The organism is Rhodobacter capsulatus SB 1003 (assembly GCF_000021865.1).
GTDB classification, from domain to species: domain Bacteria; phylum Pseudomonadota; class Alphaproteobacteria; order Rhodobacterales; family Rhodobacteraceae; genus Rhodobacter; species Rhodobacter capsulatus_B.
On sequence record NC_014034.1, the window covers coordinates 127,973 to 151,170 of the forward strand.

The following is a 23,198-nucleotide window of genomic DNA, read 5'->3' on the forward strand; positions in this document are numbered from 1 at the left end:
GCCCCGCCCTCATGCCCAGTTGCCCTTCGACATCAGCCCCAGAATTTCCAGCTGCCGCCAGTTGATATATTTTTCCGACCACTTGGTCCACAGATCGGGTTCGGTTCCCAGCCGGGCACTATAGGCCTCGTATTCGCGCGAGCCCGCATAATGTTCGCGGCGTTGCATTTCCTCGGCCACCTTGGCGGTCAGAGGTGACAGGAATTTGGCATGCAAAAGGCAGCCCGAGGCCTTTTCGCCCCCCCATTCGTCATAGACCATGTTCAGCCCGCGCGGCAGGATCATGTGGGTGGACGAGGCGAAGACGAAGCCGCGCTGCCATTTCACCAGCGGGATCTTGTTCAGCGAGGGCGCCGCGGCGGGATCTTCGGCAAAGAATACCCGCGCCCGCGGACCGCCCTGAATCCACAGGTTCTGCATCTTGCGATTGCGGGAAATCATGTAGTTGCCGGCATCGAACCAGCAGGCGATCTCGAACGGGTTCTGCCCCTCGCGGTAGGGGACGGCATCGATCGGCCCCTTGGGATACATGTCGAGCAGCATCGCCGGGAAGCTGCGGATGTGATAGGTGTCGAGCCAGTCGGTCAGCGCGTCGATCGGGCGGGTGTCGCAGAACGGATAGACGAAGAATTCATCCGGATCGACGGTCAGCGTCCAGTGCCCGGTGCCGTATTTGCGCAGCAGATGGTTGAGCCAGTCCATGCCGAAGGCGGCCGCCTTGTAAGAGGCCGTCGTCGTCCAGACCGAACAATCGGGCTGCGCCGCCAGATACTCGCGCGAGCCGTCGGTGCTGTCATTGTCGACGAAGATGAAATGGCCCACCCGCATGTCGCGGTAATAGCGCAGAAAATACGGCAACCGGACGCGTTCGTTGCGCAGGGTGCAGAAAACGATGACATCGCGGGGGGCGATCTTCGCGGTGCGGTCGGCCACGGGCTTCAGCTGGCGGCGCTTGCGGAATGCGCGCCATTGGCGCTGACGCCGCTCCCGCCGAAGCCTGATCGCCTGTCTCAGTGCCAAACCGCCCTCGTCCCGTCCCGTGCCTTGCGGCCCTTTCTAGCGCATTCCGCTTGCGGCAGGGTTAATCCCCGCCTGTCGCGCGCGGGCGAGCATAGGCGCAACCGTGCAGCAGGTAAACCTTTGGTTCTTCTGCAGATACGATCCGGCCTAAAGCCAGCCGCCGCGCGACATCAGCCCCAGCGCCTCCAGCTGCCGCCAGCTTTCCAGCCGTGTCGACCGCGGCGTCCAGAAATCCGGCGACGCCATCAGGCTGTCGTAATAGCTGTCAAAGATCTCGGGGCGGCCGAAATGCTCGCGCCGGTCTTTTTCCTCGGCGGCCTTGCGCACCACTTCGGGCAGGAATTTCGTGTGCAGAAGCAGGCCCGAAATCGCCTCGCCGCCGGTCTGGTCATAGACCTCGTTCAGCCGCGCAGGCAGGATCGCATGGGTGGAATTGAGATAGACCCAGCGCCGGTTCCAGCGCACCAGCGGGATCTTGGACAGGGTCGGCGCATGCCGGGGACGGTCGGCAAAGAACATCCGCGCCCGTGGACCGCCCTGAATCCAAAGCGCTTTCGTGCGCTCTTGCCGGGTGATCGTGTAATTGCCCGCATCGAACCACTGCAGGATCCGCAGGGGGTCGCTGCCGATCTCGTAGCTTTGCGCCTGCACCGGCCCCTTGGGGTAAAGTTCCAGCATCATCGCCGGAAAGACCCGCTGCCCGCTCGCGTCCAGCCAGCCCGTCAGCGCCGCAAGCGGGCGGGTGTCGTGATGCGGATAGATCAGCAATTCATCGGCATCGACGGTCAGGCACCAGTGGTCATGGCCGTGGCGGAACATCAGCCAGGTCAGCCAATCCAGCCCGAAGCGGTGCAGCCGATAGCTGGAGCCGGTCTGCCACAGCGACACATCGGGCTGGGCCGCCAGCAGATCGGGGCTGCCGTCGGTGCTGTTATTGTCCACGATCAGGAAATGATCGACGCCCAGCCGCCGGTAGTGATCGAGGAAATGCGGCAGCCGCTGCGCCTCGTTCCGGATCGCGGCGAACAGCAGGATGTCATCGCGGCGGATGGCCCCGGTGCGGTCCTGCACGGCGGTCAGACGGCGGCGACGGCGCAGCGCACGCGCCAGCAGATAGCGGCGTCTCAGCCGCCCGCGATAGGCCTGCCAGAGCTTTGACCAAAGCGCCATCTTTCCCCCATTCGGGGGCTATCTTTCATAATGTCCGCTTTGATGCCAGCGCCATGCATCGGCGATCATCGTCGTCAGATCGCTGCGTTTCGGTGCCCAGCCCAGATCGCGGATCGCCTTGGTCGAGCCCGAGACCAGCACCGCGGCATCGCCCGGACGACGCGCGCCCTCGACGATCGGCACCGCGCGGTTGGTCACGGCTTTCGATTGCGCGATCACCTCGCGCACCGAAAAGCCGGTGCCGGAGCCCAGACAGAACACCTCCGAGCCCTTGCCCGCCTGCAGCCATTGCAGCCCCAGCACATGGGCATCGACCAGATCGGAGACATGGACGTAGTCGCGAATGCAGGTGCCATCCTTGGTCGGGTAATCCGAGCCGTAAACCGTCAGCGCCGGACGCTTGCCGTCGATCGCATCCAGCATCAGGGGCACCAGATGCGTTTCCGGGCGGTGAAACTCGCCCACCTCTCCCTCGGGATCGGCGCCCGCGACGTTGAAATAGCGGAAGATCACGGAACGCAGACCATGCGACGCCTCGAAATCGCGCAGGATCATCTCGATCGCCTGTTTCGAGCCGCCATAGGCGTTGATCGGCGCCTGGGTGGTGGTTTCGTCCAGCACCACCCCGTCCTGATCGCCATAGGTGGCGCAGGTGGAGGAGAAGACGAAATCAAGGCAGCCCGCGGCGCAGGCCGCCTCGATCAGGGTCAGCGAGGACAGCACGTTGTGGCGCCAGTAAAGCCCGGGGTTCTTCATCGACTCGCCCACCAGGCTGAGGGCGGCGAAATGCATCACCGCCACCGGCTGCCAGCGCGCGAAGACCGCATCCAGCCACGCCCGGTCGGAAAGATCGCCTTCCTCGAGCGGGCCAAACTTGACCGCATCGCGCCAGCCGGTGACGAGGCTGTCATAGGTCACCGGCACATAGCCCGCCCGGGCCAGCGCCTTGCAGGCGTGAGAGCCGATATAGCCGGCCCCCCCCGTCACCAGAACATGCTGCGCCATCGGTTACTGCGCCGCCGTCCGCATCGCCATCACATCGCCGAGGAAATCGCCGAATTCGTCGCGCAGATCCTCGCGGGCCAGACCAAAGGCCACCGTCGCCTGCAGGAACCCGGCCTTGGAGCCGCAGTCATAGCGCTGGCCGCGGAAGCGGAAGCCGTAAACCGGCTGCCCGGCCTCGATCTCTTCGGCGATGGCGTCGGTGAGCTGGATTTCCCCGCCCGCGCCCTCTTTCTTCTTGTTCAGGTTCTGCATCACCCGCGGCGTCAGGATGTAGCGCCCGATCACGGCGAGGTTCGAGGGCGCCACATCGGGGGCGGGTTTCTCGATCATGCCCTTGACCTTGACCAGCGAGCCCATGTCCTCGGCGATGTCCAGAACGCCATAGGACGAGGTTTTCTCATGCGGCACTTCCATCGCCGCGACGACGTTGCCGCCGGTCTCGTTATAGGCTTCCATCATCTGCTGCAGACAGGGCTTTTCCGCGGCGATGACGTCGTCGGTCAGGATCACGGCAAAGGGCTCGTTGCCGACCAGACGGCGGGCACACCAGACGGCATGGCCAAGCCCCATCGGCCGGTTCTGCCGCACATAGGCGATGGCGCCCGAATCCATGTTCGTGGCTTTCAGCGCCTCGAGCAGATCGGTCTTGCCCTTCTTGCGCAGCGAGGTTTCCAGCTCCGGCGCATCGTCGAAATAATCCTCCAGCGCGGATTTGCCCCGCGAGGTGACGAAGATGAATTCCTTGATCCCGGCGGCCCGGGCTTCATCGATCGCATATTGAATGAGCGGGCGGTCGACCAGCGTCAGGATCTCTTTCGGGATCGACTTGGTGGCCGGAAGGAAGCGTGTGCCGAGGCCAGCGACCGGAAAAATCGCTTTCGTGACCTTGCGTTTCATAATGCACCTTTGTGTGTGTGGGCTGCTCGCGTCTCAGTTGGGCGCATAATCCACCGTTTTGAAGACCTGCTCAAGCTTCGCCTGTGCAGAAGTGAACCGCGCGCCGGAAAAAGCAGGCGGTTTTTCGCCGCTGCGGAAACAACTTTCACGGCGCCGCGATGAATGTATCAGTCCTGCCCCATCGCGGCCATCATCGCCTCGATCTTCGGCACGTCCGAGGGGTTGTTCAGCTCCCAGAACTGCCGCCCGCGCGATTCGACCTCGACGCAAAGCACAGAGCGGCCGTTTTCCAGAAACCGCAGCTGTTCGAGCCCTTCGAGCGTTTCGAGCGGCCCGACCGGCCAGCCGGAATAGGCCGCCAGCGTCCCGGGGCGATAGGCATAGACGCCGACGTGATGAAAGACCGGGGTCGGTTCCCCGGGGCCATAGGCTTTGCCGGTGAAGGGGATCACCTCCTTGGAGAAATAGATCCCGCGGTTGCCCGCGCCAAAGACCGCAGTGGTGCCGCCGACGCGGTCGTTGCGGCGATCCTCGATCAGCCCGGCCAGCATCGCGCCTTCGCAGCGCAGAACCGGGGTGGCCAGTTCCGCCCAGGGGTTGGCGATCAGCCCCGCCACCAGATCCTCGACGAACCAGGCGGGGGTCAGCGGCGCATCGCCCTGCAGGTTCACCACGATGTCATGGCCGCCGCCCAGATTGGCAACGGCCTCGGCGCAGCGTTCGGTGCCATTGGCGCAGGCGGGCGAAGTCATCACCACCTCGGCGCCAAAGCTTTCGGCCTCAAGGCGGATGCGGTCATCGTCGGTCGCCACCACGACGCGCGCGACGCCCTGCACCGCCTGCGCGGCCTCCCAGCTGCGCCGGATCAGGGTCTTGGCGACCCCGTTGGCGCCCCGCAACGCAACCAGCGGTTTGCCCGGATAGCGGCTTGAAGCGTAGCGGGCGGGGATGACGACCAGAACCGACATCACTTCACCAGCATCACGCCGGGGGCATAGGCGATGAAGAACGGGTTGGCGAAGCCGTCCTTGCCATAGGTGAAGGGGCCGTGATCGTCGAACCGCACCATCTCGCCCCCGGCGCCGCGCAGCACGGCATCGCCCGCGGCGGTGTCCCATTCCATCGTCCGACCCAGACGCGGGTAAAGATCGGCTTCCCCCGTCGCCACCAGACAGAATTTCAGCGACGACCCCGCCGAGGTCATGTCGGCCACCGCATAGCGGGCGATGTACTCATCGGTCGCCGCATCGCGGTGCGATTTCGACGCCACCACCATCAGCGCCCGGTTGTCGGGCACCGACACGGTGATCGGCTTCTGCTCGCCCACGGTTTCCTTGTCGAAGGCGCCCAGTTCCTCGACCGCGCGGCCATCGGCCAGCGTGTAGAACAGCCGCCCCTTGGCGGGCGCATAGACGACGCCGCGCAAGGGCACGCCATTTTCGACATAGGCGATGTTGACGGTGAAATCGCCGCGACGCTGCACGAATTCCTTGGTGCCATCCAGCGGATCGACGATCAGGAAGGTCTTGACGCTTTGGCTGTGGCTGGCCGCCTGTTCCTCGGTCACCAGCGCGATCTGCGGAAAGGCCTCGGCCAGCCCTTCGGAGATCAGCGCATCGGCGGCCTCGTCGGCCTCGGTCACCGGCGAGGCATCGGCTTTGGTCTTCACCGCGAAATCGGGAGAATCATAGATCTGCATGATCCGGTCGCCCGCCTCCAGCGCCAGTCGGCGCATCACGCTCACAAGACGGTCAAAGTCCATCACTCTCTCCTGTCGGCCGCATTTCGGCCAGATTGCCATGCGATTTCGTTATCTTTATGATCGGCCCTCAACGGAACGGCAAGTTTTCCGGGGCATAAATCGCAGAGTTCCCCACGGCAGAGCCATGTTCAAAGCAGAACGCACGACCAGCGCCCTCGGATCGACCTTCAACCTGCTGGAGCTGGTCTATCACGCCACGGTGCGCTCGATCCGCAAATCGCAGGGCAATGCGATCCTCGGCCTGTTGCAGAACATGTTCCAGACCGTGATGCTCGTGGCGACATTCTACCTGATGTACACGATCCTTGGCATGCGCGGCAGCGCCGTGCGCGGGGATTTCATGCTGTACATCATGTCGGGCATCTTTCTTTACATGACCTATACCAAGGCGATGTCGGCGGTCTTCGGCTCTGAAGGGTCGTCCTCGGCGATGATGAAGCACGGGCCGATGACCACCGCGATCGCGATTTCGGCGGCGGCTTTGGGCGCGCTTTACATGCAGATGCTGTCGATGCTGGTGGTGCTTTACCTGTATCACGCCGCGATCAAGCCGATCGAGATCCATGACTGGGCCGGCGCGATGGGGATGGTGATGCTGGGCTGGTTCTCGGGGGTGGCGCTGGGCATGGTGTTTCTGGCGGCCAAGCCCTGGAACCCGCCGCTGGTGGGGATGATCCAGCAGATCTACGGCCGGGTGAACATGATCGCCTCGGGCAAGATGTTCCTGGCCAATACGCTGCCGCACAAGATGCTGGTGATGTTCAGCTGGAACCCGCTGTTTCACATCATCGATCAGGCGCGCGGCTTCACCTTCATCAACTACAACCCGCATTTCTCGAATTGGGAATATGCGCTGAACGTGGCCCTGGCGCTTTTGGCGATCGGGCTGATGGGCGAATTCTACACCAGGCAACATGCCTCGGCCAGCTGGTCCGCCAGGCACTGACCCGTCAGGGCTTGCGGATCGTGTCGCCGAACTGGATGACCGGCTGCAGCTCGACCAGCTCGCCCGCCGCCGAGGTCTTGCCCGATTGCGCCGCGACGATCTCGGCCGCCTTGCGCCCGATCTCGCGCCGACAGGCATCCATCGTCGCCAACCGCCGCGGCAGACCTTCCAGCAGCTCGACCCCGTTGAACCCGGCCAGACCCAGCCTGCCCGGCACGTCAAAGCCCTTTTCCAGGCAGTAAAGCAGCCCGCCCGCGCCAATCATGTCGTTGGAATAATAGAGGAAATCGATGTCCGGGCTGCGCGAGAGCATCGCCCCGGTCATCTCGCGCCCCTTCAGAAGCGCCGAGCCACCGGAATAGAATTCCGTGTCATGCAGCGCGATCCCCGCCTGCGCCAGCCCTTCGGAAAAGCCCTCCAGCCGTTTGCGGGCGCGATGATCCTCGGGCATCTTGGTGCCCAGAAAGCCGATCTTGCGATAGCCCGCCGCCGCAATCGCCTGCGCCATCTGCAGCCCGGCGCGGCGATGCGAGATGCCGACGACGGAATCGACCCCCTCGCCATCGACATCCATGATCTCGACCACCGGCACGCCCGCATTCTGCAGCATCGCCCGCGCCGTCGCGGTGTGTTCCAGCCCCGCGATGATCACCCCCGAGGGCCGCCAGGACAGCATCTCGTAAAGGACGGTTTCTTCCTTTTCCGGGGAATAGTCGGTGACGCCGACGACGGGCTGCAGCCCGGTGTCCTCCAGCTCGGTCGAGATGCCCGAAAGCACCTCCGGAAAGACCAGGTTCGACAGCGACGGGATGATCACGCCGACCAGATTGACCCGCTGCGAGGCCAGCGCGCCGGCGATCTTGTTGGGCACATAGCCCAGCGTCCGCGCCGCTTCGAGCACCTTTTCGCGGGTCGCTTCCGACACGTCGCCCCGGTTGCGCAACACGCGGCTGACCGTCATTTCGGAAACCCCCGAGGCCTCGGAGACGTCACGCAGGGTCAGGGGACGGCGGGAGTCGTTGGGCGAACGGGCCAAGGCGGGTCCTTTCCGTGGGATCGCTACCAGATAGCGTCAAACATTTCGCTTGTGCAAGTCGAAGCGCATCCGTATGTTATCGCTAACGGCATGATCCGGCCCCGTCCGGACCCTCCGTTCAACCTCGGCGGCGGTCATCCTTCCTCAACCGCCGGGGGCGCGAAAGGGGGAGCGGTGGGCCAATACGCTCCCCCTTTCCCAATGCCCCGAGCCGTTTCCCGATCACACCGAAAACCGCGAGCCGGAAAGCCGCCTGCCCGGGAACGCCCGTTTCCCCGGCCGGAAGCCTCGTCGCCTTCTGTCGTCGTGAAATGCGTGGCGACCCCGAGTGGATTCGAACCACCAACCTGCCCCTTAGGAGGGGGCTGCTCTATCCAGTTGAGCCACGGGGTCACATCGGCTTTTTGCGGGCATCCGGGCAAAAACGCAAGCCGTCTTCGCAGCCGCCCCGGCATCGCCATGCTTGCGGGCCCGCCCGGCCAAGCCGCGTTGAAGTTTCGGCCCTGGCGCCCTATACTCCCGACAATGACCACCTCCCGAAATTCCCAGACTTCGCAGCCGTGCCCGCGGCTTTCCGGCAGATCTGCCGCCCCCTTCCTGCCGATGAGCCGCGCCGAAATGGCGGCGCTTGGCTGGGAGGCTTGCGACATCGTCCTTGTCACCGGCGACGCCTATGTCGATCATCCCAGCTTCGGCATGGCGATCATCGGCCGGTTGCTGGAATCACAGGGCTTCCGCGTCGGCATCCTGTCGCAGCCCGACTGGCACTCGGCCGAGCCGTTCAAGGCGCTGGGCAAGCCGCGGCTTTTCTTTGGCGTCACCGGCGGCAACATGGATTCGATGGTGAACCGCTACACCTCGGACCGGCGCCTGCGCAGCGATGACGCCTATACCGCGGGCGGCGAGGGCGGCAGGCGGCCTGACCGCTCCACCATCGTCTATACCCAGCGCTGCCGCGAAGCCTTCAAGGATGTGCCGGTGATCCTGGGCGGCATCGAGGCCTCGCTGCGCCGGATCGCGCATTACGATTACTGGTCGGACAAGGTCCGCCGCTCGATCCTGGCCGATGCCAAGGCGGATCTTTTGCTTTACGGCAATGCCGAACGCGCCGTGGTCGAGGTGGCCAACCGGCTGGCGGCGGGCGAAAGCCCCCGCGATCTGGCCGATATCCGCGGCGTGGCCCTGTTCCGCCCGGTGCCCGAGGGCTTCACCGAACTGCCCGCCGATGATCTGGACAGCGCCGACGAGGGCGCCAGCCGCACCGCGGGCAACACGGTGATCCGGCTGCCGTCCTTCGAGCAGGTCGAGACCGACCGCGAGGCCTATGCCCGCGCCTCGCGCGTGCTGCACCGCGAGGCCAATCCGGGCAATGCCCGCCCCCTGGTGCAGGCCCACGGCGACCGCGACCTGTGGCTGAACCCGCCGCCGATCCCGCTGTCTTCGGCGGAAATGGACGCGGTCTATGACCTGCCTTACGCCCGGGCGCCGCATCCCTCCTATGGCGGGGCGAAGATCCCGGCCTGGGACATGATCAAGACCTCGGTCACGGTGATGCGCGGCTGCTTTGGCGGCTGCACCTTCTGCTCGATCACCGAACATGAAGGCCGGGTGATCCAGAGCCGCTCGGAAGCCTCGATCCTGCGCGAAATCGAGGCGATCCGCGACAAGACCCCGGGCTTTGCGGGGGTGATTTCCGACATCGGCGGGCCGACGGCGAACATGTACCGGATGGCCTGCAAGGACCCGAAGGTGCAGGCCGCCTGCCGCCTGCCGTCTTGCGTCTTTCCCGACATCTGCCCGAACCTTGACACCTCGCATGACGATCTGATCCGGCTTTACCGCAAGGTGCGCGAGGTGAAGGGGATCAAGAAGGTGATGGTGGCCTCGGGCGTGCGCTATGATCTGGCGGTGAAAAGCCCCGAATACATCAAGGAGCTGGTGACCCATCACGTCGGCGGTTACCTCAAGATCGCGCCCGAACATACCGAACGCGGTCCGCTCGAGCTGATGATGAAGCCCGGGATCGGCACCTATGACCGGTTCAAGGAGATGTTCGACGCCGCGGCGAAACAGGCGGGCAAGAAATACTTCCTGATCCCCTATTTCATCGCCGCCCATCCCGGCACCACCGATGAAGACATGCTGAACCTGGCGCTGTGGCTGAAAAAGAACCGCTATCGCGCCGATCAGGTGCAGACCTTCCTGCCCTCGCCGATGGCGACCTCGACGACGATGTATCACACCGGGGTCAACCCGCTGAAAGGCGTGCGGCGCGGCGCCTCGGAGCCGGTCGGCACCGTGCGCGGCACAAGGCAGCGCCGCCTGCACAAGGCGTTTTTGCGCTATCACGACCCCGACAACTGGCCGCTGCTGCGCGACGCGCTGAAAGAGATGGGCCGGGCCGATCTGATCGGCACCGGGGCAAACCATCTGGTGCCCGGGCATCAGCCGCCCGGAACCGGCAAGACCGTTGCGGGCAAGACGGTTGCCGGAAAGGCCGCGCCGAAGCGCAGCTCCTCGCGGCCGGGGCCGGGGGCGAAGACCTTCACCACCAAGGGCGTGCCGTTTCCGAAATTCCCGAAGAAATGACCCGGGCTCAGGCCGCGTCTTCGGACGGGGCCTCTGCCACGGCGGCGCGTTGCAGCACGGCGGCAAAGAAGCCGTCGGTGTCATGCCGCGCGGGCGTCAGCGACAGATAGTCGGGATGGGCCGAGCCGGTCAGCTGCGGCGCCACCTCGGCCAGCGGCACCACGGAAAATTCGGGATGCGCGGCCAGAAAGGCCGCCACCCGATCCTCGTTTTCCTCGGAGAGCAGCGAGCAGGTGGCATAGACCAGCCGCCCGCCGGGCTTCACCAGCCGCGCCGCGCTGGCCAGGATCCGCCCCTGCAGCGCCGCAAGATTGTCCAGCCCCTGCTCCTGCGGCGAGCGCCAGCGGGCATCGGGATTGCGCCGCCAGGTGCCGGTGCCGGAGCAGGGCGCATCGACCAGAACCCGGTCGAAACCGGCCTTGTGCCGTTTCACCCAGCGGTCGGTTTCGCTGCTCAGCAGCCGCGTTTCGGCATTCTGCAGCCCGGCCCGCCGCGCGCGTTCGGCGCAGCGTTTCAGCCGCCCCTCGTTCACGTCGCAGGCGATGATCCGGCCCTTGTTTTGCATCTGCGCCGCGATCGCCAGCGTCTTGCCGCCCGCCCCGGCGCAGAAATCCACCACGCGATCGCCGGGCCTCGCATCGACGAGCAGCGCCACCAGCTGCGAGCCTTCGTCCTGAATCTCGATCTCGCCGGTCTTCAGCCCGGGCAGATGCGCCAGCGACAGCCGCGCGCTGACCCGGATGCCAAAGGGCGCCACCGCCGAGACCTCGGCCGGAAGACCGATGTCACGCAGCGCCCGCAGGGAGTGCTCGCGCGTGGTTTTCAGCGTGTTCACCCGCAGATCGAGCGGCGGCGGCGTCAGCATCGCCGCCATCTCGGTTTCGAAATCGGTGCCAAAGCGGCGCCGCAAGGCCGCGGCCGCCCAATCGGGGCATTCGAGCCGCAGCTCCTCGGGCATGGCGGGGTGATCGACGGGGAGGCCCTGCAGCTTCACCACCAGCGTCGCTTCCGCCTCGGTCAGGATCGAGGGCGCATATTTCGCGCCGCTGAACAGCCGTTTCAGCTGATCCGGCTTGCGCCGCTCGACCAGCGCCAGAAAGGCCAGCAGCCGGTTGCGATGGGTGTCCTTGCGGCCGTGCCGATCGAGCCACCAGCCCAGCCGGGCCTGATGGCGCAGCAGCTCCTGCAGCTGGGCGATGATCTCGCCGCGGTCGGCATCGCCGATCTGGCGGCGGGCGCGGAACCAGGCCGAGACGATCGCATCGGCGGGACGCGGAACGGTGTCGATCTCGGACATCAGGTCAAGGATGGCTTGCAGCCGGGCAGCAGGGGTCACGGGTAAGACGATCCGGTTGAAAAGGAGAGGGGGCCGGTCACTGCGGCAATCGCGGGCCGGATCCCGGCGGCCTGACGGCCACGGGGTCTTTTACGGCGAAGATCGGGTTTTGAAAACCGCCATTCGTGCGCCCTCCGGGGGCCTTTGCGGCAAGGCGCCCTTCACATCGGGGCCGGGATGCTTACCTGTGCAGGACCGCTTTCCCGGATCTGTCAGATGACCGCTGCCCCCGCCTTGCCGCCCCATTCCCTTCACCTGCCGCGCAGCCGCGCGCGGGTGGCGGCTTTCGTGGCCCGGCATCTGACCGGCGCGGGCACGCTGCGGCTGCACCGGGCGGCGCTGGGCCTTGATCTGCTGCGCGCGCCTGCGAATGTCGCCTTGGCGCCGGTGCTGCTGGCCTGTCGCGGCGGCGCCCGGCTGGCGGGCGCCCTGCGGCTGCCCCGGGTGTCGGCCTGGCTTGCGACCCGGCCGGTGCTTTTTCGCACCCGGGTTTCGGCGCAGATCGAGGCGGCGCTTTTGCGCGATCTTTTCGGGGCGCCGCTGCCCGAGACCGATCGCAGCCCGGGCCGGGCCGCGCTGACCGCCGCGCTTTTCGCCGCGCCGGAGCTGCGCGAGCCGCTGGCGCAGCATCCCGACGGCGGCAAGGCGGCGGCGCAACGGGTGATGGCGGTCCTGACCGATTACACCGGCACAAGGGCCGCGGTGGCGGAACTGACCACCGCGCTGGTGACGATCGCGCTTGGCGCGGTGCTGTTTCAGGCGCTGACGCCGGGGATGTTCTCGATCGCGCCCGGTCTGGCCGAGGCGGTGTCGCGCGAAGCCGCCGTGGCCGGGTTTCCGCTGGGCGAGACCCTGGGCGGGTTTTGGTACGGGCTGTTTCCGACCGCGCCCGGGCCCTGGCTGACCGGCTTGACGCTGGTCGGGCTGATGTCGGTCAGCGGTTTTGTCACCGCCTTTGCGGGCTGTCTGGCCGATCCGGTGCAGGCGCGGCTGGGCCTGCATCGCCGCCGCCTGCTGCGCCTGATCGACACGGTCGAGGCCGAGCTGTCCGGCGCGCAGGACCGCCCCTTTGCGACGCGCGAACATTACCTTGTGCGGGTCTTCGATCTTTGGGATGCCGCCCTGTCGCTGCTGCGAGCCCTGCGGGGCTGAGCCCGCTCTCTCCGGACGGAAAACGCCGACGGCGGACCGTCGGCGTTGCCTTTTCGGGGGCGGCTTACCACTCGCCGCTGTCGTCGAAACCCGGATCTTCCATCTCGGGCTCCGCCTCGGGTTCGCCCGCCTGTGCCTCGCCCGCGAACATCCCGGCGACGGCATTGGCCAGCAGCATGCCGCCCGCCACCCCCATCGCCGTCTGCACCGCCCCGGCCAGGAACCCGCCCGGTGCGCCCTGCGGCAGCGGTTGACCCATCGGCGCCGACCGCCGCGGCGCCCCGCCGCCGAACAGCCCGGAGAGGAACCCGCCGCCCTGCGGCGCTTTCCGCGCCTCGGCCAGATCGGCCTCCAGCGCGGCGATCCGCGCCTCGGCCGCGTTCAGCGCATGTTCCTGCACCACCACCGTCTGCGCCATGTAATAGGGCGCGCCGGGCTGGCGGGTGATCGCCTCGCCGATGAAACGCTCCGCCTCGGGATCGCGGACGGGCATCTGCCGTTCGACCTGCGTCAGCTTTTCGAAAAGGCCGGCGATGGCCTGACGGTCGTTGGTGTCCATTCTCGTCTCCTCTGTCGATCTGGCTGCCCGCTCCGGGGCGTTCCCGGACCGGATCGGCCCCGAGATGGGGACGGCCCCCGCCCGTTGCGAGGGTGGGGGGGATCACGAAAATGTTTTCGATGCCGCAGCCCGGGTTCAGCCGCGCAGATCGGCGAGGACCGGGCGGGTCAGGGTGAACACCGCCGGGATCAGCGCCATCACCGCCGCAAAGCTGAGGAAAGCTGCCGCCAGATGCAGTTCCGGCCAGCCAAGGCTGGCCGGCACGAGAATGTCGGTCCGGGCGGTGATCGCGGCGGAAATCGCCGCCGTCGCCGCGACGCCCAGCCCCAGCCCCAGCGCCGTGCCAAGCCCGATCAGCGTCATCGCGTAAGACCAGATCAGTGCCAGGATGAACCGCGGCGGTGCCCCCAGACCGCGCAGCAGCGCCAGCCTGCGCGACAGCAGCCGCGCCAGCAGCATCAGCCCGGCCAGCACCCCCGCCGTCACCAGCGCCTGCGTCAGCAGGGCCAGCACCGACATCCCCTGCCGGATATCGCCCATCAGCGCATGCAGCCGGGCCAGGATCGTGCCCGGAAAGAACGCCATCGTGCGCTCGGTGCTGAATTCGGCCTGCAGCGCATAGGTGGCGGCCAGGCTTTTCGCCCGCACCAGCGCCGCGGGCGTGCCCGGAAAGGCCTGCGGGTCGAATGGCTGGCCAAGCGTGCCATCCCAGTCCGGCGCATGGCCCGAGCCCATGCCATGCAGCGACCAGACCGATTCGATCGGCACCAGCAGCGCGCGGTCCCAGGGCGTGCCGGTCAGCGGCATCCGCCCGACGACGCGATAATGATACCCCTCGTGCGCCTCTTCCTCGGCGTCATGGCCAAGGCCATGTTCCGGGGTGAATTCCGCGCCCAGCGGCAGCGGCACCCGGGCGCCCACCACCGCCTCGGTCGCGGTTTTGAACATCCCGCCTTCGGCCAGATCCCCGCCCAGATGCGCGACGAATTGCGGCGTCGTGCCCACCGTCGGCAGGCCGTTCCAGCTGTCGCCAAAGCCGATCGGCGCGGCCAGGGTCACCTCGGGGTGATCGGCGATGGCGGCAAAGGTCGGCCCGTCGATCAGCGCCATGTCCGAGGGTTGCAGATAGACCGCCGCCAGCATCGCGGTGAATTCGCTGCCCGGGGCGGCGATCACCAGATCGAATTTCGCCGCCGCCTGCGCCGTGCCCCGCCGCAGCCCGCGTTCCTGCGCGATCAGCCCGACACCGAGCGCCACCGACACCGCGATCAGCGCGGTAAAGATCAGGCTGGTCCAGATCTGCCGCAAGATCAGCCCGCGCAACAGCGGCCCCAGCCGATAGCCGCGCAGCGCCGCGACGCCGATCAGCGCCGCCGGGGTCAGCAGCGCCAGAGCCGTCAGACCGTCCTGCGCCCCGTTCGGCAGGCTTTGCCACAGATCAGCCATGCTGTGCCTCCGCAATCTCTCCGTCGCGCAGATCGATCACCCGCCCGGCCAGCGCCATCAGCGCCGGATCATGGCTGGCGACGATCAGCGTCTGCCCCCTCTGCCGCGCCAGCGCGATCAGATCGGCCGAGAGCCGGTCGGCATTGGCACGATCAAGGCTGGCCGTCGGCTCGTCGGCCAGCAGCACCGCCGGATCACCGGCCAGCGCCCGGGCCACGGCGATGCGCTGCCGTTCGCCGCCCGAATAGCTGGCCGCGGCCCGCCGCCCGGCCGGGCTCAATCCCAGCCGCGCCAGGGCCGCTTCCGCCCGGGCGGCAATCTCTGCCCGCGCCGCGGCGGGCGCATAAAGCGCGGTCAGCGCGGCATTGTCCTGTGCCGACAATTCCTCGAACAGCAGCGGATCCTGAAACACGAGGCCGATCGTCGCCCGCCGGAACGCCGCGCGCGGGCCATCGCGCAGCGCGGCAATATCGGTGCCGCCCCAGAGCACCCGCCCCGCCTGCGGCGTGATCAACCCGGCCAGAACATGCAGCAGCGTCGATTTCCCCGCCCCCGAGGGGCCGCGCAGCACCACCGCCGCTCCCGCCGCGATCTGCAGCCGCGGGATCTGCAGCAACTGCCGCCCGCCCTCGCCGCACAGCCGCAGCCCCTCGATCTGCAGAGCAAGCCCGCGCTGTGTCACCGCCCCGTCGGGGGGGCAGGCAGGACGGGGCAAAGGCTCTGTCGGCATGTTCGCGGCTCCGCTTCGAATGCGATTTCAGCCTTAAGACGGCGGCAATGTAACAGTTTCATGTGACCGGCGGCCCGGGCCGCAGGATTTCCGCGTCTGCAATGATATATCATAACTATTTCAGCGACTGGCGGCGCAGAAAAATCCCGGCGCGGCGGGGGCTGTCGCAAATGTGTCGCGCGTCGTGCCTAGGTTGCGGCCCGAAACAGACAGCAAGCAGGGACATCCGATGACTCGTCTTCTTCTTTCCACCGCGCTTTGCCTTGCCAGCTCGGTCGCCGTTCTGGCCGGGGATCTGCCGCAGGCGCAAAGCGACTGGTTCAAGGCCGGGCAAGCCAAGATCGCCGAGCGCATGACGGTGGCGCCGATCACCAAGCCCGCGAAGAACGTGATCCTGTTCACCGCCGACGGCAATGGCGTGGGCACGAACTATGCGATCCGGCTGTTCTCGGGCCAACAGGCCGGGGGTCTGGGCGACGATTACGTGCAGCCGCAGGAAACCTTTCCGCATGTGGCGCTGGTGAAGACCTATTCCTCGAACGGCCAGACCCCGGATTCGGCACCGACGGCGGCGGCGATGAATTCGGGGATCAAGACGAAGAACGGCATGATCAACGTGCTGGACACCGTCAATGTCGGCGATTGCGCCGCGGGGGCGACGGCGGGCACGAAGACCTTTGCCGAGATCGTGTCGGACATGGGCAAGTCGGTCGGCGTTCTGTCCACCGCGCGCATCACCCATGCGACGCCCGCGGCGGTCTATGCCCGCACCGTCGACCGCGATTGGGAAGATCCCTCGAAGATGCCCGAGGGCTGCACGCAAAAGGACATCGCCGCCCAGCTGATCGACCAGATCAAGGCCGGGGTGATCGACGTGGCGATGGGCGGCGGCCGGGCGCATTTCCTGCCCAAGGACGTCAAGGATGTCGAGGGCAAGGACGGCAAGCGCCCCGATGGCCGCGATCTGGTCGCCGAGGCCAAGGCGCTGGGCGCCGAAGTGGTGTTCGGCGAGGAGGACTTCACCGCGCTCGATCTGAGCGGCAAGGCCCCGGTGCTGGGTCTTTTTGAATCGAGCCACATGAAATACGAGACCGACCGCACCGGCGAGCCCTCGCTGGCGGAAATGACCGAGGCCGCGATCAAGGCGCTCTCGACGAACGAGAACGGCTTTTATCTGAACATCGAGGGCGGCCGGGTCGACCATGCCAACCATGACGGCAACCTTTACCGCACCGTCACCGACGGCAAGGCTTTCGCCGATGCGATCGCCGTGGCGATGAAGATGACGAACCCGGAAGAGACGCTGATCATCGTCACCGCCGACCATGAACATGCGATCAGCTTCAACGGCTATTGCGGCCGCGGCTCGAACGTCCTTGGCCTGTGCATGGAGGAAAACGAGCAGGGCGTGACCCATACCGGCAAGCCCAATCTGGCCGATGACGGCAAGCCCTATACCGTGGCGGGCTATCTGAACGGCGTCGGCTCGGTGCTGGTGAAACAGGCCGACGGCAGCTTCTCGGGCGCGCGGCCCGAGGTGACCGAGGAACAGGCGACCGACAAGGATTACATTCAGCAGGCTTTGGTGCCGATGCAGTCCGAAACTCATTCCGGCGAGGATGTGGCGGTCTATGCCCGTGGCCCCTGGGCGCATCTCTTCGGCGGCGTGATCGAGCAGAACGTGATCTTCCACGTGATGAACCACGCCGTGAAGCCCGAGTGATCCGTGGATCAGCCTTGCAGGCCCCGGAACCCCGGGGCCTGTTTCCGTTTCCATTGACAGGTTTGCCGATGCACCGCCGCCAGTTTCTTGCCCTTGCCCCCGCGCTGATCCTGGCCCCGGCCTTGCCGCTGCGGGCCGAAGACCCGATCCGGCTGCGCGATCTTTACAACAAGGATCTGAGCTTTTCCGATCTGGCGCTGGCGTGGCAGGGCACGCGTTTGGCGGTGCAGGGCTTCATGGCGCCGCCGCTGAAGGCGGATTCGGTCTTCTTCGTGCTGACGAACCGGCCGATGGCGGTCTGTCCGTTCTGCGAACCCGGCATGCCCTGGCCCGATGACATCCTGGCCGTCTATGCCCGCAGGATCGTCGAGGTCGAACCCTTCAACGTGCCGATCCTGGTCGAGGGGCGGCTGGAGCTGGGCGATGCCACCGACCCGGAGCTGGGCTTTTATTCCAAGGTCCGCCTGCGCGAGGCGACGTTCCGGCGGGCCTGACCGGCCCGTCACGGCGGGTCAGTGGAAATCCCGGCTGGGGAAAAGCCGCTTGGCCTGTTCGCGCGGATGCTGCGCCCGGGGCGGCTGGCGGGCGGGCCGCGCCGGCGTGCGGGGGGCATCGTCGGCCTCGGGCCGGGTCTGGCCGATGGCGCCGTCCAGCGGGTGGCCCAGCTCGGAAAGCCGCGGTGACAGATCCTCGATCCGCTCGGCGATCAGATGCACCACGATCCCCTCGCGTTCCAGCCGCCCGGTGACACGAAGCAGCCGCCCGCCCATCACGGCACGGCGAAAACGCTCGTAGACCTTGGGCCAGACGACGATATTCGCGACGCCGGTTTCGTCTTCGAGGGTCAGGAAGATCACCCCAGAGGCGGTGCCGGGGCGCTGGCGGGTGATCACCAGACCGCAGACGGCGGTGCGCTGCAGTGGCGCCGTCACCAGCCGGTCGTGGCAGGTCAGACCGGGCAGGCCGGGGCGCAAAAGCTCCATCGGATGAGCGCGCAGGGTCAGGCGCAGGGCGATGTAATCCTCGACCACCTCCTCGCCCAGATGCATCGGCGGCAGGGTCACGGCGGGCTCGATCCCGCCCTCGCCATCCAGCGGATTGGCGAAAAGGGGCAGGGGCTTCGGCGCCCGGATCGCCCGCACCGCCCAAAGCGCATCCCGCCGCGTCAGGCCAAGACCCGCGAAAGCATCCGCCTCGGCCAGCCGCTCGAGCGGGCTGGGCAAGAGCCCCGCGCGCAGCCACAGGCTTTCGACATCCGGGTAGCCATTGCCGCGCGCGGCGACGATCCAGCCCGCATCCTCGGCGCGAAAGCCCTTGATCTGCCGAAAGCCCAGCCGCAGCGCCAGCCGCCCGTCGGCCCGCCGCTCCAGCGCATTGTCCCAGTCGGAACGGTTCACGCAAATCGGCCGCACCTCCACCCCATGCTCGCGCAGATCGCGCACGATCTGCGCCGGGGCGTAAAAGCCCATCGGCTGGGAATTGAGCAAAGCGCAGGCGAAGATCTCGGGGTGGTGGCATTTCAGCCAGGACGAGACATAGGTCAGCATCGCGAAAGCTGCAGCATGGCTTTCGGGGAAACCGTAATCGGCAAAGCCCTCGATCTGGGCGAAACAGGCCTCGGCCACGGCGAGCGGATAGCCGCGCTCGGTCATGCCGGAGACAAAGCGGTCGCGATGCGCGCCGATCGTGCCCATGCGCCGGAACGAGGCGAGCGAGCGGCGCAGCTGATCGGCCTCTTCGGCGGAATAGCCCGCGCCGACGACGGCAATCTGCATCGCCTGTTCCTGAAACAGCGGCACGCCGAGGGTTTTGGCCGTCACCGCAGCCAGCGCGGGGCCAAAGGGTTCGGGCGCCTCCAGCCCCTGACGGCGGCGGATATAGGGTTTGACCATGCCGCCCTGAATCGGGCCGGGGCGGACGATCGCCACCTCGATCACCAGATCGTAGAAGGTGGCGGGCTTCATCCGCGGCAGGAAATTCATCTGCGCCCGGCTTTCGACCTGAAACACCCCCACCGCATCGGCGCGCGTCAGCATCGCATAGGTGGCGGGGTCTTCCTGTGGTACCTTGGCCAGATCCAGCCGCAACCCCTTGTGGCGTTCCAGCAGATCGAAGCTTTTGCGCAGGCAGGTCAGCATGCCAAGGCTGAGCACATCGACCTTGAGGATGCCGAGCGCGTCGATGTCGTCCTTGTCCCATTCGATGCAGGTGCGCCCCTCCATCGCGGCGTTTTCGATCGGGCAGAGCGCGTCGAGCCGCCCGCGGGTGATGACGAAACCGCCGACATGTTGGCTCAGATGACGGGGAAAGCCGATGATCTCGGAAATCAGCCGGATCGTCAGCGCAAGGCGGCGGTCTTCGGGGTTGAGGCCGATCTCGCGCAGGCGGGCCGGATCGGCGCCGCGGTTCGACAGGCCCCAGATCTGCCCCGCAAGCGCCGCGGTGACATCGGCCGAGAGGCCCATCACCTTGCCCACCTCGCGGATCGCGGCGCGGGTGCGGAAATGGATCACCGTGGCGCAAAGCCCGGCGCGGTCGCGGCCGTATTTCTCATAGATCCACTGGATCACCTCCTCGCGGCGTTCATGTTCGAAATCGACGTCGATATCGGGCGGCTCGCCGCGATGGCGCGAGATGAAGCGTTCAAACACCATGCCGATCATGTCGGGGGAAACATCCGTGATCCCAAGCAGATAGCACAGGATCGAATTGGCGGCCGAGCCGCGCCCCTGACAAAGGATGCCGCGCGAGCGGGCGAATTGCACGATGTCCTGCACGGTCAGGAAATAGGGCGCATAGCCGAGTTCCCCGACCAGGCCGAGTTCCTTGGCCAGCAGTTGATGCACCCGCTCGGACGCGCCCTGCGGGTAACGCCGGGCCAATCCCTCCTGCGCCAGCCGTTCCAGCCGGGCCTGCGGCGGTTCGGTGTCATCCTCGCCGGGGTAATCATAGCTGAGTTCCGCAAGGTCAAAGGCGCAACGCGCGGCAATCTCCAGCGTGCGGCGGATCGCGGCGGGGTGGTGACGAAAGAGCCGCGCCATCTCGGCCGGGCCTTTCAGGCGGCGCTCGGCATTGGGCAGCGCCCGGGTGCCGATGGCGTCGATGGTCAGCCCCGCGCGCAGGCAGGTCAGCACATCGGCCAAGGGGCGGCGGGCGGCGCGGTGCATCAGCACGTCGCCCACCGCCACCATCGGCGTCGAGGCCCGCAGGGCGAGATCGGCGCAGCCGCGAAACCAGGCCTGATCGGTGCCGTCATAGCGCGGCGCGGCGCCGAGAAAGACCTGGCCGGGAAACTGCCGCTGCAGCCGGTGCAAGGGCGCCAGCGCGAGGGCCAGCTCGGGCGGCGGCAGGGCGATCAGGATCAGCCCGGCCCCGCCCGCGACCAGATCGTCAAGGTTCAGGGCGCAATCGCCCTTGCCAGCCCGCCGCTTGCCAAGGGTGAGAAGCTGCGAGAGCCGCTCATAGGCCGGGCGGTCGGTCGGCAGAGCCAGAAATTCCGTCGCGCAATCGCGCAGGGCCAGCCGCGTGCCGATGATCAGCCGCGGCAGATCCGGGGTTTCGGGCCGGGGCAGCGGCGCGGCGGGGTCGAGGCTTTGGCGCGAGGAGGGATCGGTCCGGCTGGCCGAACGGATGCGCAAAGCCTCGGTCTCCTGCCGCAGGGTTTTCAGCGCCGAAAAGGCCCGCACCACCCCGGCCAGCGAATTGCGGTCGGTGATCGCGATGGCCGCCAGCCCCAGCTCGGCGGCCCGGGCCACCAGTTCCTCGGGGTGGGAGGCGCCGGTCAGAAAGGTGAAATTCGAGGTCACGCAGAGCTCGGCATAGGCGGTGGAATTTTGCGTATTTGGGCCAGGAAAAACGTTCATGCGAATTCGCCCTGCACGAACCAGCCGGGGTTTTGCGGCGTGAAGAAGAGCCAGAGCCGGCGGCCCTCGGCGGTGTCCACCCGCCAGTAATCGCGCAGCCCGTGCCGCCAGCTGTCGTCGTCGAGCCACCATTCCGGGGTGATCCGTTCCGGTCCGGTGGCGCGGGCGGTGCTGAGCGGCATGGCCCGCCAGCGGAAATGGCGCGGCGGGGTGGGGCCGGTCGCGCTGATCGGCTCGGGCGGAAAGAGCCGCAGGGGCCGCGGGCGGGGGGCATGAAACCCGCCCTGCGCGGTGCTGAAGGCCGCGGGGGCAATGAGGAAGCCGCGTTCGGGGATGTGGCTTTCGGCGGGCAGGAAGCGGTGGATGTTTTCAAGCCCGACCCGGGTGCCCAGCCTTGTGAGCAGGTCGGCCAGCCGGTCGGGGCTGGCGGCCGGGGTCGTGCCCAGCTGCGCGGGGGCGAGCGGCTCGACCCGGGTGGCCTCCAGCCGCAGTTGGTCGATGCCGAACCCCGCATCGACCCCGGCCAGACCGCGGACGAAAAGCGGCAGGATCCGGGCGGGGTCGCGCATCGGTGCGGCCAGACGCAATTCGACCTGCTGGCTCGCCTGATCGACGCGGCGCAAGGTCAGGACAAGCTGCCGGGCCCCGGCCTGATGCGCGGAAAGCTTGGCGCAAAGCGGCTCCAGCAGCCGGGTCAGCCCCGCCATCACGTCGCTTTCGAGCCCGATCGGCTCGGGCAGGGTCATCCGGGTGGCGAAGCGCGGCGGCTCGGTCGCGGGGGTGACGGGTTCGGGGCTGTGACCCAGCGCCTGATCGAGCCGGGTCAGCAGATCGGGGCCGAAGCGGCGGGCGAGCGGCGCGCGCGGGCTGGCGGCCAGATCGCCGATGCGGCGCAGCCCCAGCCGCTGCAGCCCGGTCACCGTGTCGGGGTCCAGCCGCAGTGCCGCGACGGGCAGGGCGAGCAGATCGGCTTCGGCGGCCGGATCACCGAAATGCCCCCGCGCCCAGGCGGCGCCGCGGCTGTCCCCGCGACCGAGCTGCGCCGTGATCCCCGCCCGTTCGAGCCGCGCCCGGATGTCGGCGCACATCGCCCCCTCGCCGCCCCACAGATGCGCCGCGCCGGTGACATCGAGCACCAGACCGTCGGTGCCCTCCAACCCGACCCAGGGGCAATAGCGTTCCGCCCAGCGCCGCAGCCCGGCCAGAAACCGGGCGTCGAGATCGGGGCGGGCGGGGCGGCTGACCAGCCCCGGGCAGAAGCTGCGGGCATCGGCCATCCGCATGCCGCGGGAGAGACCGGCGGCCTCGGCCGCGGCGTTCAGGCAAAAAATCGTCTCGGCGCTGCCCAGCCGTTGCACCAGCGCGAAGGGCCCCTCGACCGGGCAGGCGCGCAGGGCCCGGTCAGTCGCCAGCCGGGGAAACCAGATCGAGACGATGCGCCTGCGCGTTCCAGCAAACATTCCATGCGCCCAATGTTCCCATTTTGTTCTTTATAATTTCCCACCGCATCGGAGTCGAGTCCGTGTCCGCGGCATCAAAGATCGGCGTCGCCCGCCAGCGCGTTTCGGCGGCATTCGAGCCCATGCCTTCCGGGATCAGGCACAGCCCGGTCGTGGCCCCGGCCCCCGCCGCCAGCTGCAGCCGCCGCCCCTCGCGCAGATCAAGCGGGCGGGTGATTTCCAGAACGACAAGGGCGATGGTGCCGTCCTTCAGCGCCTCCTCGGCCAGGGCCAGACTGTCGATCTGGTTGGGCGGACGCGCCAGAAGCACCCGGGCGGGATCAAGAAAGGGCAAAAGCCCCAAGGGGTTGAGGGTTTCGGTCAGCCAGGCCTCGCGCAGCCACAGGAGCGGGCCTTGCAGACCGGCACCGACACAGGCGGCAAAGACGGCGGAGGAGGGGCCGCAGACCTCGTGGACGCGGCCCGGACGCAGCGGGAAACAGGGAAGATCGGCGCGGGACATGC

At 67.2% G+C, this 23,198-nt stretch carries 19 protein-coding genes and 1 tRNA gene; 5 read left to right on the forward strand and 15 right to left on the reverse strand.

Going from position 1 to position 23,198, the window contains the following annotated elements; translation table 11 throughout:
- Nucleotides 1-9: 9 nt before the first annotated feature.
- The 6 genes from RCAP_RS00610 to cysQ form a co-directional block, all read right to left on the reverse strand.
- A complete protein-coding gene (locus tag RCAP_RS00610; RefSeq protein WP_013065869.1) occupies nucleotides 10-1,020 on the reverse strand; it encodes a glycosyltransferase family 2 protein in 1,011 nt (336 codons plus the stop codon).
- 147 nt (nucleotides 1,021-1,167) lie between these two features.
- Complete coding sequence (locus RCAP_RS00615; protein WP_013065870.1) at nucleotides 1,168-2,190, reverse strand: glycosyltransferase family 2 protein; 1,023 nt, start codon at nucleotides 2,188-2,190, stop codon at nucleotides 1,168-1,170.
- 18 nt (nucleotides 2,191-2,208) lie between these two features.
- Nucleotides 2,209-3,195, reverse strand: coding sequence for a UDP-glucose 4-epimerase GalE (gene galE / locus RCAP_RS00620; protein ID WP_013065871.1), 987 nt, complete (start codon nucleotides 3,193-3,195; stop codon nucleotides 2,209-2,211).
- Nucleotides 3,196-3,198: 3 nt separating this feature from the next.
- Nucleotides 3,199-4,092 carry a UTP--glucose-1-phosphate uridylyltransferase GalU gene (gene galU / locus RCAP_RS00625; protein ID WP_013065872.1) on the reverse strand — a complete coding sequence of 298 codons (894 nt, stop codon included), beginning with the start codon at nucleotides 4,090-4,092 and terminating at the stop codon, nucleotides 3,199-3,201.
- Between the two features lie 167 nt (nucleotides 4,093-4,259).
- Nucleotides 4,260-5,060 carry a 3-deoxy-manno-octulosonate cytidylyltransferase gene (locus tag RCAP_RS00630; protein WP_013065873.1) on the reverse strand — a complete coding sequence of 267 codons (801 nt, stop codon included), beginning with the start codon at nucleotides 5,058-5,060 and terminating at the stop codon, nucleotides 4,260-4,262.
- On the reverse strand, nucleotides 5,060-5,854 hold the full coding sequence (gene cysQ, locus RCAP_RS00635) for a 3'(2'),5'-bisphosphate nucleotidase CysQ (protein ID WP_013065874.1): 795 nt from the start codon (nucleotides 5,852-5,854) through the stop codon (nucleotides 5,060-5,062). Before cysQ ends, RCAP_RS00630 begins: the two co-directional genes overlap by 1 nt.
- 124 nt (nucleotides 5,855-5,978) lie before the next feature.
- On the opposite strand from cysQ, the gene RCAP_RS00640 reads away from it, so the two are divergent.
- Nucleotides 5,979-6,800, forward strand: a complete 822-nt coding sequence (locus RCAP_RS00640) for an ABC transporter permease (protein WP_013065875.1) — start codon at nucleotides 5,979-5,981, stop codon at nucleotides 6,798-6,800.
- Between the two features lie 4 nt (nucleotides 6,801-6,804).
- On the opposite strand, the gene RCAP_RS00645 is transcribed toward RCAP_RS00640, so the two are convergent.
- Nucleotides 6,805-7,836, reverse strand: a complete 1,032-nt coding sequence (locus RCAP_RS00645; RefSeq protein WP_013065876.1) for a LacI family DNA-binding transcriptional regulator — start codon at nucleotides 7,834-7,836, stop codon at nucleotides 6,805-6,807.
- A gap of 316 nt (nucleotides 7,837-8,152) precedes the next feature.
- A tRNA-Arg gene (locus RCAP_RS00650) sits at nucleotides 8,153-8,229 on the reverse strand.
- 210 nt (nucleotides 8,230-8,439) lie between these two features.
- Between RCAP_RS00650 and RCAP_RS00655 the strand changes: the two genes are divergently transcribed.
- Nucleotides 8,440-10,425, forward strand: a complete 1,986-nt coding sequence (locus RCAP_RS00655; protein WP_044033647.1) for a YgiQ family radical SAM protein — start codon at nucleotides 8,440-8,442, stop codon at nucleotides 10,423-10,425.
- Between the two features lie 7 nt (nucleotides 10,426-10,432).
- Here RCAP_RS00655 and RCAP_RS00660 read toward each other — a convergent pair whose 3' ends face one another.
- Nucleotides 10,433-11,761, reverse strand: a complete 1,329-nt coding sequence (locus RCAP_RS00660; protein WP_013065878.1) for an RsmB/NOP family class I SAM-dependent RNA methyltransferase — start codon at nucleotides 11,759-11,761, stop codon at nucleotides 10,433-10,435.
- Between the two features lie 216 nt (nucleotides 11,762-11,977).
- On the opposite strand from RCAP_RS00660, the gene RCAP_RS00665 reads away from it, so the two are divergent.
- The gene (locus RCAP_RS00665) at nucleotides 11,978-12,913 is read left to right on the forward strand and encodes a DUF6635 family protein (protein WP_013065879.1); all 936 of its coding nucleotides are present in this window, start codon (nucleotides 11,978-11,980) and stop codon (nucleotides 12,911-12,913) included.
- 64 nt (nucleotides 12,914-12,977) lie between these two features.
- On the opposite strand, the gene RCAP_RS00670 is transcribed toward RCAP_RS00665, so the two are convergent.
- The 3 genes from RCAP_RS00670 to RCAP_RS00680 all read right to left on the reverse strand — a co-directional run bounded on the left by RCAP_RS00670 (nucleotide 12,978) and on the right by RCAP_RS00680 (nucleotide 15,600).
- Nucleotides 12,978-13,472 carry a DUF2076 domain-containing protein gene (locus RCAP_RS00670; protein ID WP_013065880.1) on the reverse strand — a complete coding sequence of 165 codons (495 nt, stop codon included), beginning with the start codon at nucleotides 13,470-13,472 and terminating at the stop codon, nucleotides 12,978-12,980.
- A 135-nt stretch (nucleotides 13,473-13,607) separates the two neighbouring features.
- Complete coding sequence (locus RCAP_RS00675) at nucleotides 13,608-14,918, reverse strand: hypothetical protein (protein ID WP_013065881.1); 1,311 nt, start codon at nucleotides 14,916-14,918, stop codon at nucleotides 13,608-13,610.
- Nucleotides 14,911-15,600, reverse strand: a complete 690-nt coding sequence (locus RCAP_RS00680) for an ABC transporter ATP-binding protein (RefSeq protein ID WP_023910792.1) — start codon at nucleotides 15,598-15,600, stop codon at nucleotides 14,911-14,913. Before RCAP_RS00680 ends, RCAP_RS00675 begins: the two co-directional genes overlap by 8 nt.
- Nucleotides 15,601-15,877: 277 nt before the next feature.
- On the opposite strand from RCAP_RS00680, the gene RCAP_RS00685 reads away from it, so the two are divergent.
- Together RCAP_RS00685 and RCAP_RS00690 are read left to right on the forward strand one after the other, a co-directional pair.
- Nucleotides 15,878-17,371: an alkaline phosphatase gene (locus RCAP_RS00685; protein ID WP_013065883.1), complete on the forward strand. Its 1,494-nt coding sequence runs from the start codon at nucleotides 15,878-15,880 to the stop codon at nucleotides 17,369-17,371.
- Between the two features lie 68 nt (nucleotides 17,372-17,439).
- Complete coding sequence (locus RCAP_RS00690) at nucleotides 17,440-17,865, forward strand: hypothetical protein (RefSeq protein WP_013065884.1); 426 nt, start codon at nucleotides 17,440-17,442, stop codon at nucleotides 17,863-17,865.
- 18 nt (nucleotides 17,866-17,883) lie between these two features.
- On the opposite strand, the gene RCAP_RS00695 is transcribed toward RCAP_RS00690, so the two are convergent.
- The 3 genes from RCAP_RS00695 to RCAP_RS00705 are packed head-to-tail and all read right to left on the reverse strand — an operon-like array spanning nucleotide 17,884 to nucleotide 23,196.
- Nucleotides 17,884-21,234, reverse strand: coding sequence for an error-prone DNA polymerase (locus RCAP_RS00695; protein ID WP_013065885.1), 3,351 nt, complete (start codon nucleotides 21,232-21,234; stop codon nucleotides 17,884-17,886).
- Complete coding sequence (locus tag RCAP_RS00700; RefSeq protein ID WP_013065886.1) at nucleotides 21,231-22,694, reverse strand: Y-family DNA polymerase; 1,464 nt, start codon at nucleotides 22,692-22,694, stop codon at nucleotides 21,231-21,233. The genes RCAP_RS00695 and RCAP_RS00700 overlap by 4 nt, the downstream gene beginning before the upstream one ends.
- Nucleotides 22,636-23,196 carry an ImuA family protein gene (locus RCAP_RS00705; protein WP_013065887.1) on the reverse strand — a complete coding sequence of 187 codons (561 nt, stop codon included), beginning with the start codon at nucleotides 23,194-23,196 and terminating at the stop codon, nucleotides 22,636-22,638. Before RCAP_RS00705 ends, RCAP_RS00700 begins: the two co-directional genes overlap by 59 nt.
- Between the last annotated feature and the right edge of the window lie 2 nt (nucleotides 23,197-23,198).

Excerpts from the sequence above, each read along its gene's own strand:
- RCAP_RS00640 (WP_013065875.1), top strand. The coding sequence starts at position 5,979 with ATGTTCAAAGCAGAACGCACGACCAGCGCCCTCGGATCGACCTTCAAC.
- cysQ (WP_013065874.1), bottom strand. The coding sequence starts at position 5,854 with ATGGACTTTGACCGTCTTGTGAGCGTGATGCGCCGACTGGCGCTGGAG.
- RCAP_RS00630 (WP_013065873.1), bottom strand. The coding sequence starts at position 5,060 with ATGTCGGTTCTGGTCGTCATCCCCGCCCGCTACGCTTCAAGCCGCTAT.
- RCAP_RS00655 (WP_044033647.1), top strand. The coding sequence starts at position 8,440 with ATGAGCCGCGCCGAAATGGCGGCGCTTGGCTGGGAGGCTTGCGACATC.
- galU (WP_013065872.1), bottom strand. The coding sequence starts at position 4,092 with ATGAAACGCAAGGTCACGAAAGCGATTTTTCCGGTCGCTGGCCTCGGC.
- galE (WP_013065871.1), bottom strand. The coding sequence starts at position 3,195 with ATGGCGCAGCATGTTCTGGTGACGGGGGGGGCCGGCTATATCGGCTCT.
- RCAP_RS00705 (WP_013065887.1), bottom strand. The coding sequence starts at position 23,196 with ATGTCCCGCGCCGATCTTCCCTGTTTCCCGCTGCGTCCGGGCCGCGTC.
- RCAP_RS00695 (WP_013065885.1), bottom strand. The coding sequence starts at position 21,234 with ATGAACGTTTTTCCTGGCCCAAATACGCAAAATTCCACCGCCTATGCC.
- RCAP_RS00700 (WP_013065886.1), bottom strand. The coding sequence starts at position 22,694 with ATGTTTGCTGGAACGCGCAGGCGCATCGTCTCGATCTGGTTTCCCCGG.
- RCAP_RS00670 (WP_013065880.1), bottom strand. The coding sequence starts at position 13,472 with ATGGACACCAACGACCGTCAGGCCATCGCCGGCCTTTTCGAAAAGCTG.
- RCAP_RS00665 (WP_013065879.1), top strand. The coding sequence starts at position 11,978 with ATGACCGCTGCCCCCGCCTTGCCGCCCCATTCCCTTCACCTGCCGCGC.
- RCAP_RS00675 (WP_013065881.1), bottom strand. The coding sequence starts at position 14,918 with ATGGCTGATCTGTGGCAAAGCCTGCCGAACGGGGCGCAGGACGGTCTG.
- RCAP_RS00690 (WP_013065884.1), top strand. The coding sequence starts at position 17,440 with ATGCACCGCCGCCAGTTTCTTGCCCTTGCCCCCGCGCTGATCCTGGCC.
- RCAP_RS00615 (WP_013065870.1), bottom strand. The coding sequence starts at position 2,190 with ATGGCGCTTTGGTCAAAGCTCTGGCAGGCCTATCGCGGGCGGCTGAGA.
- RCAP_RS00685 (WP_013065883.1), top strand. The coding sequence starts at position 15,878 with ATGACTCGTCTTCTTCTTTCCACCGCGCTTTGCCTTGCCAGCTCGGTC.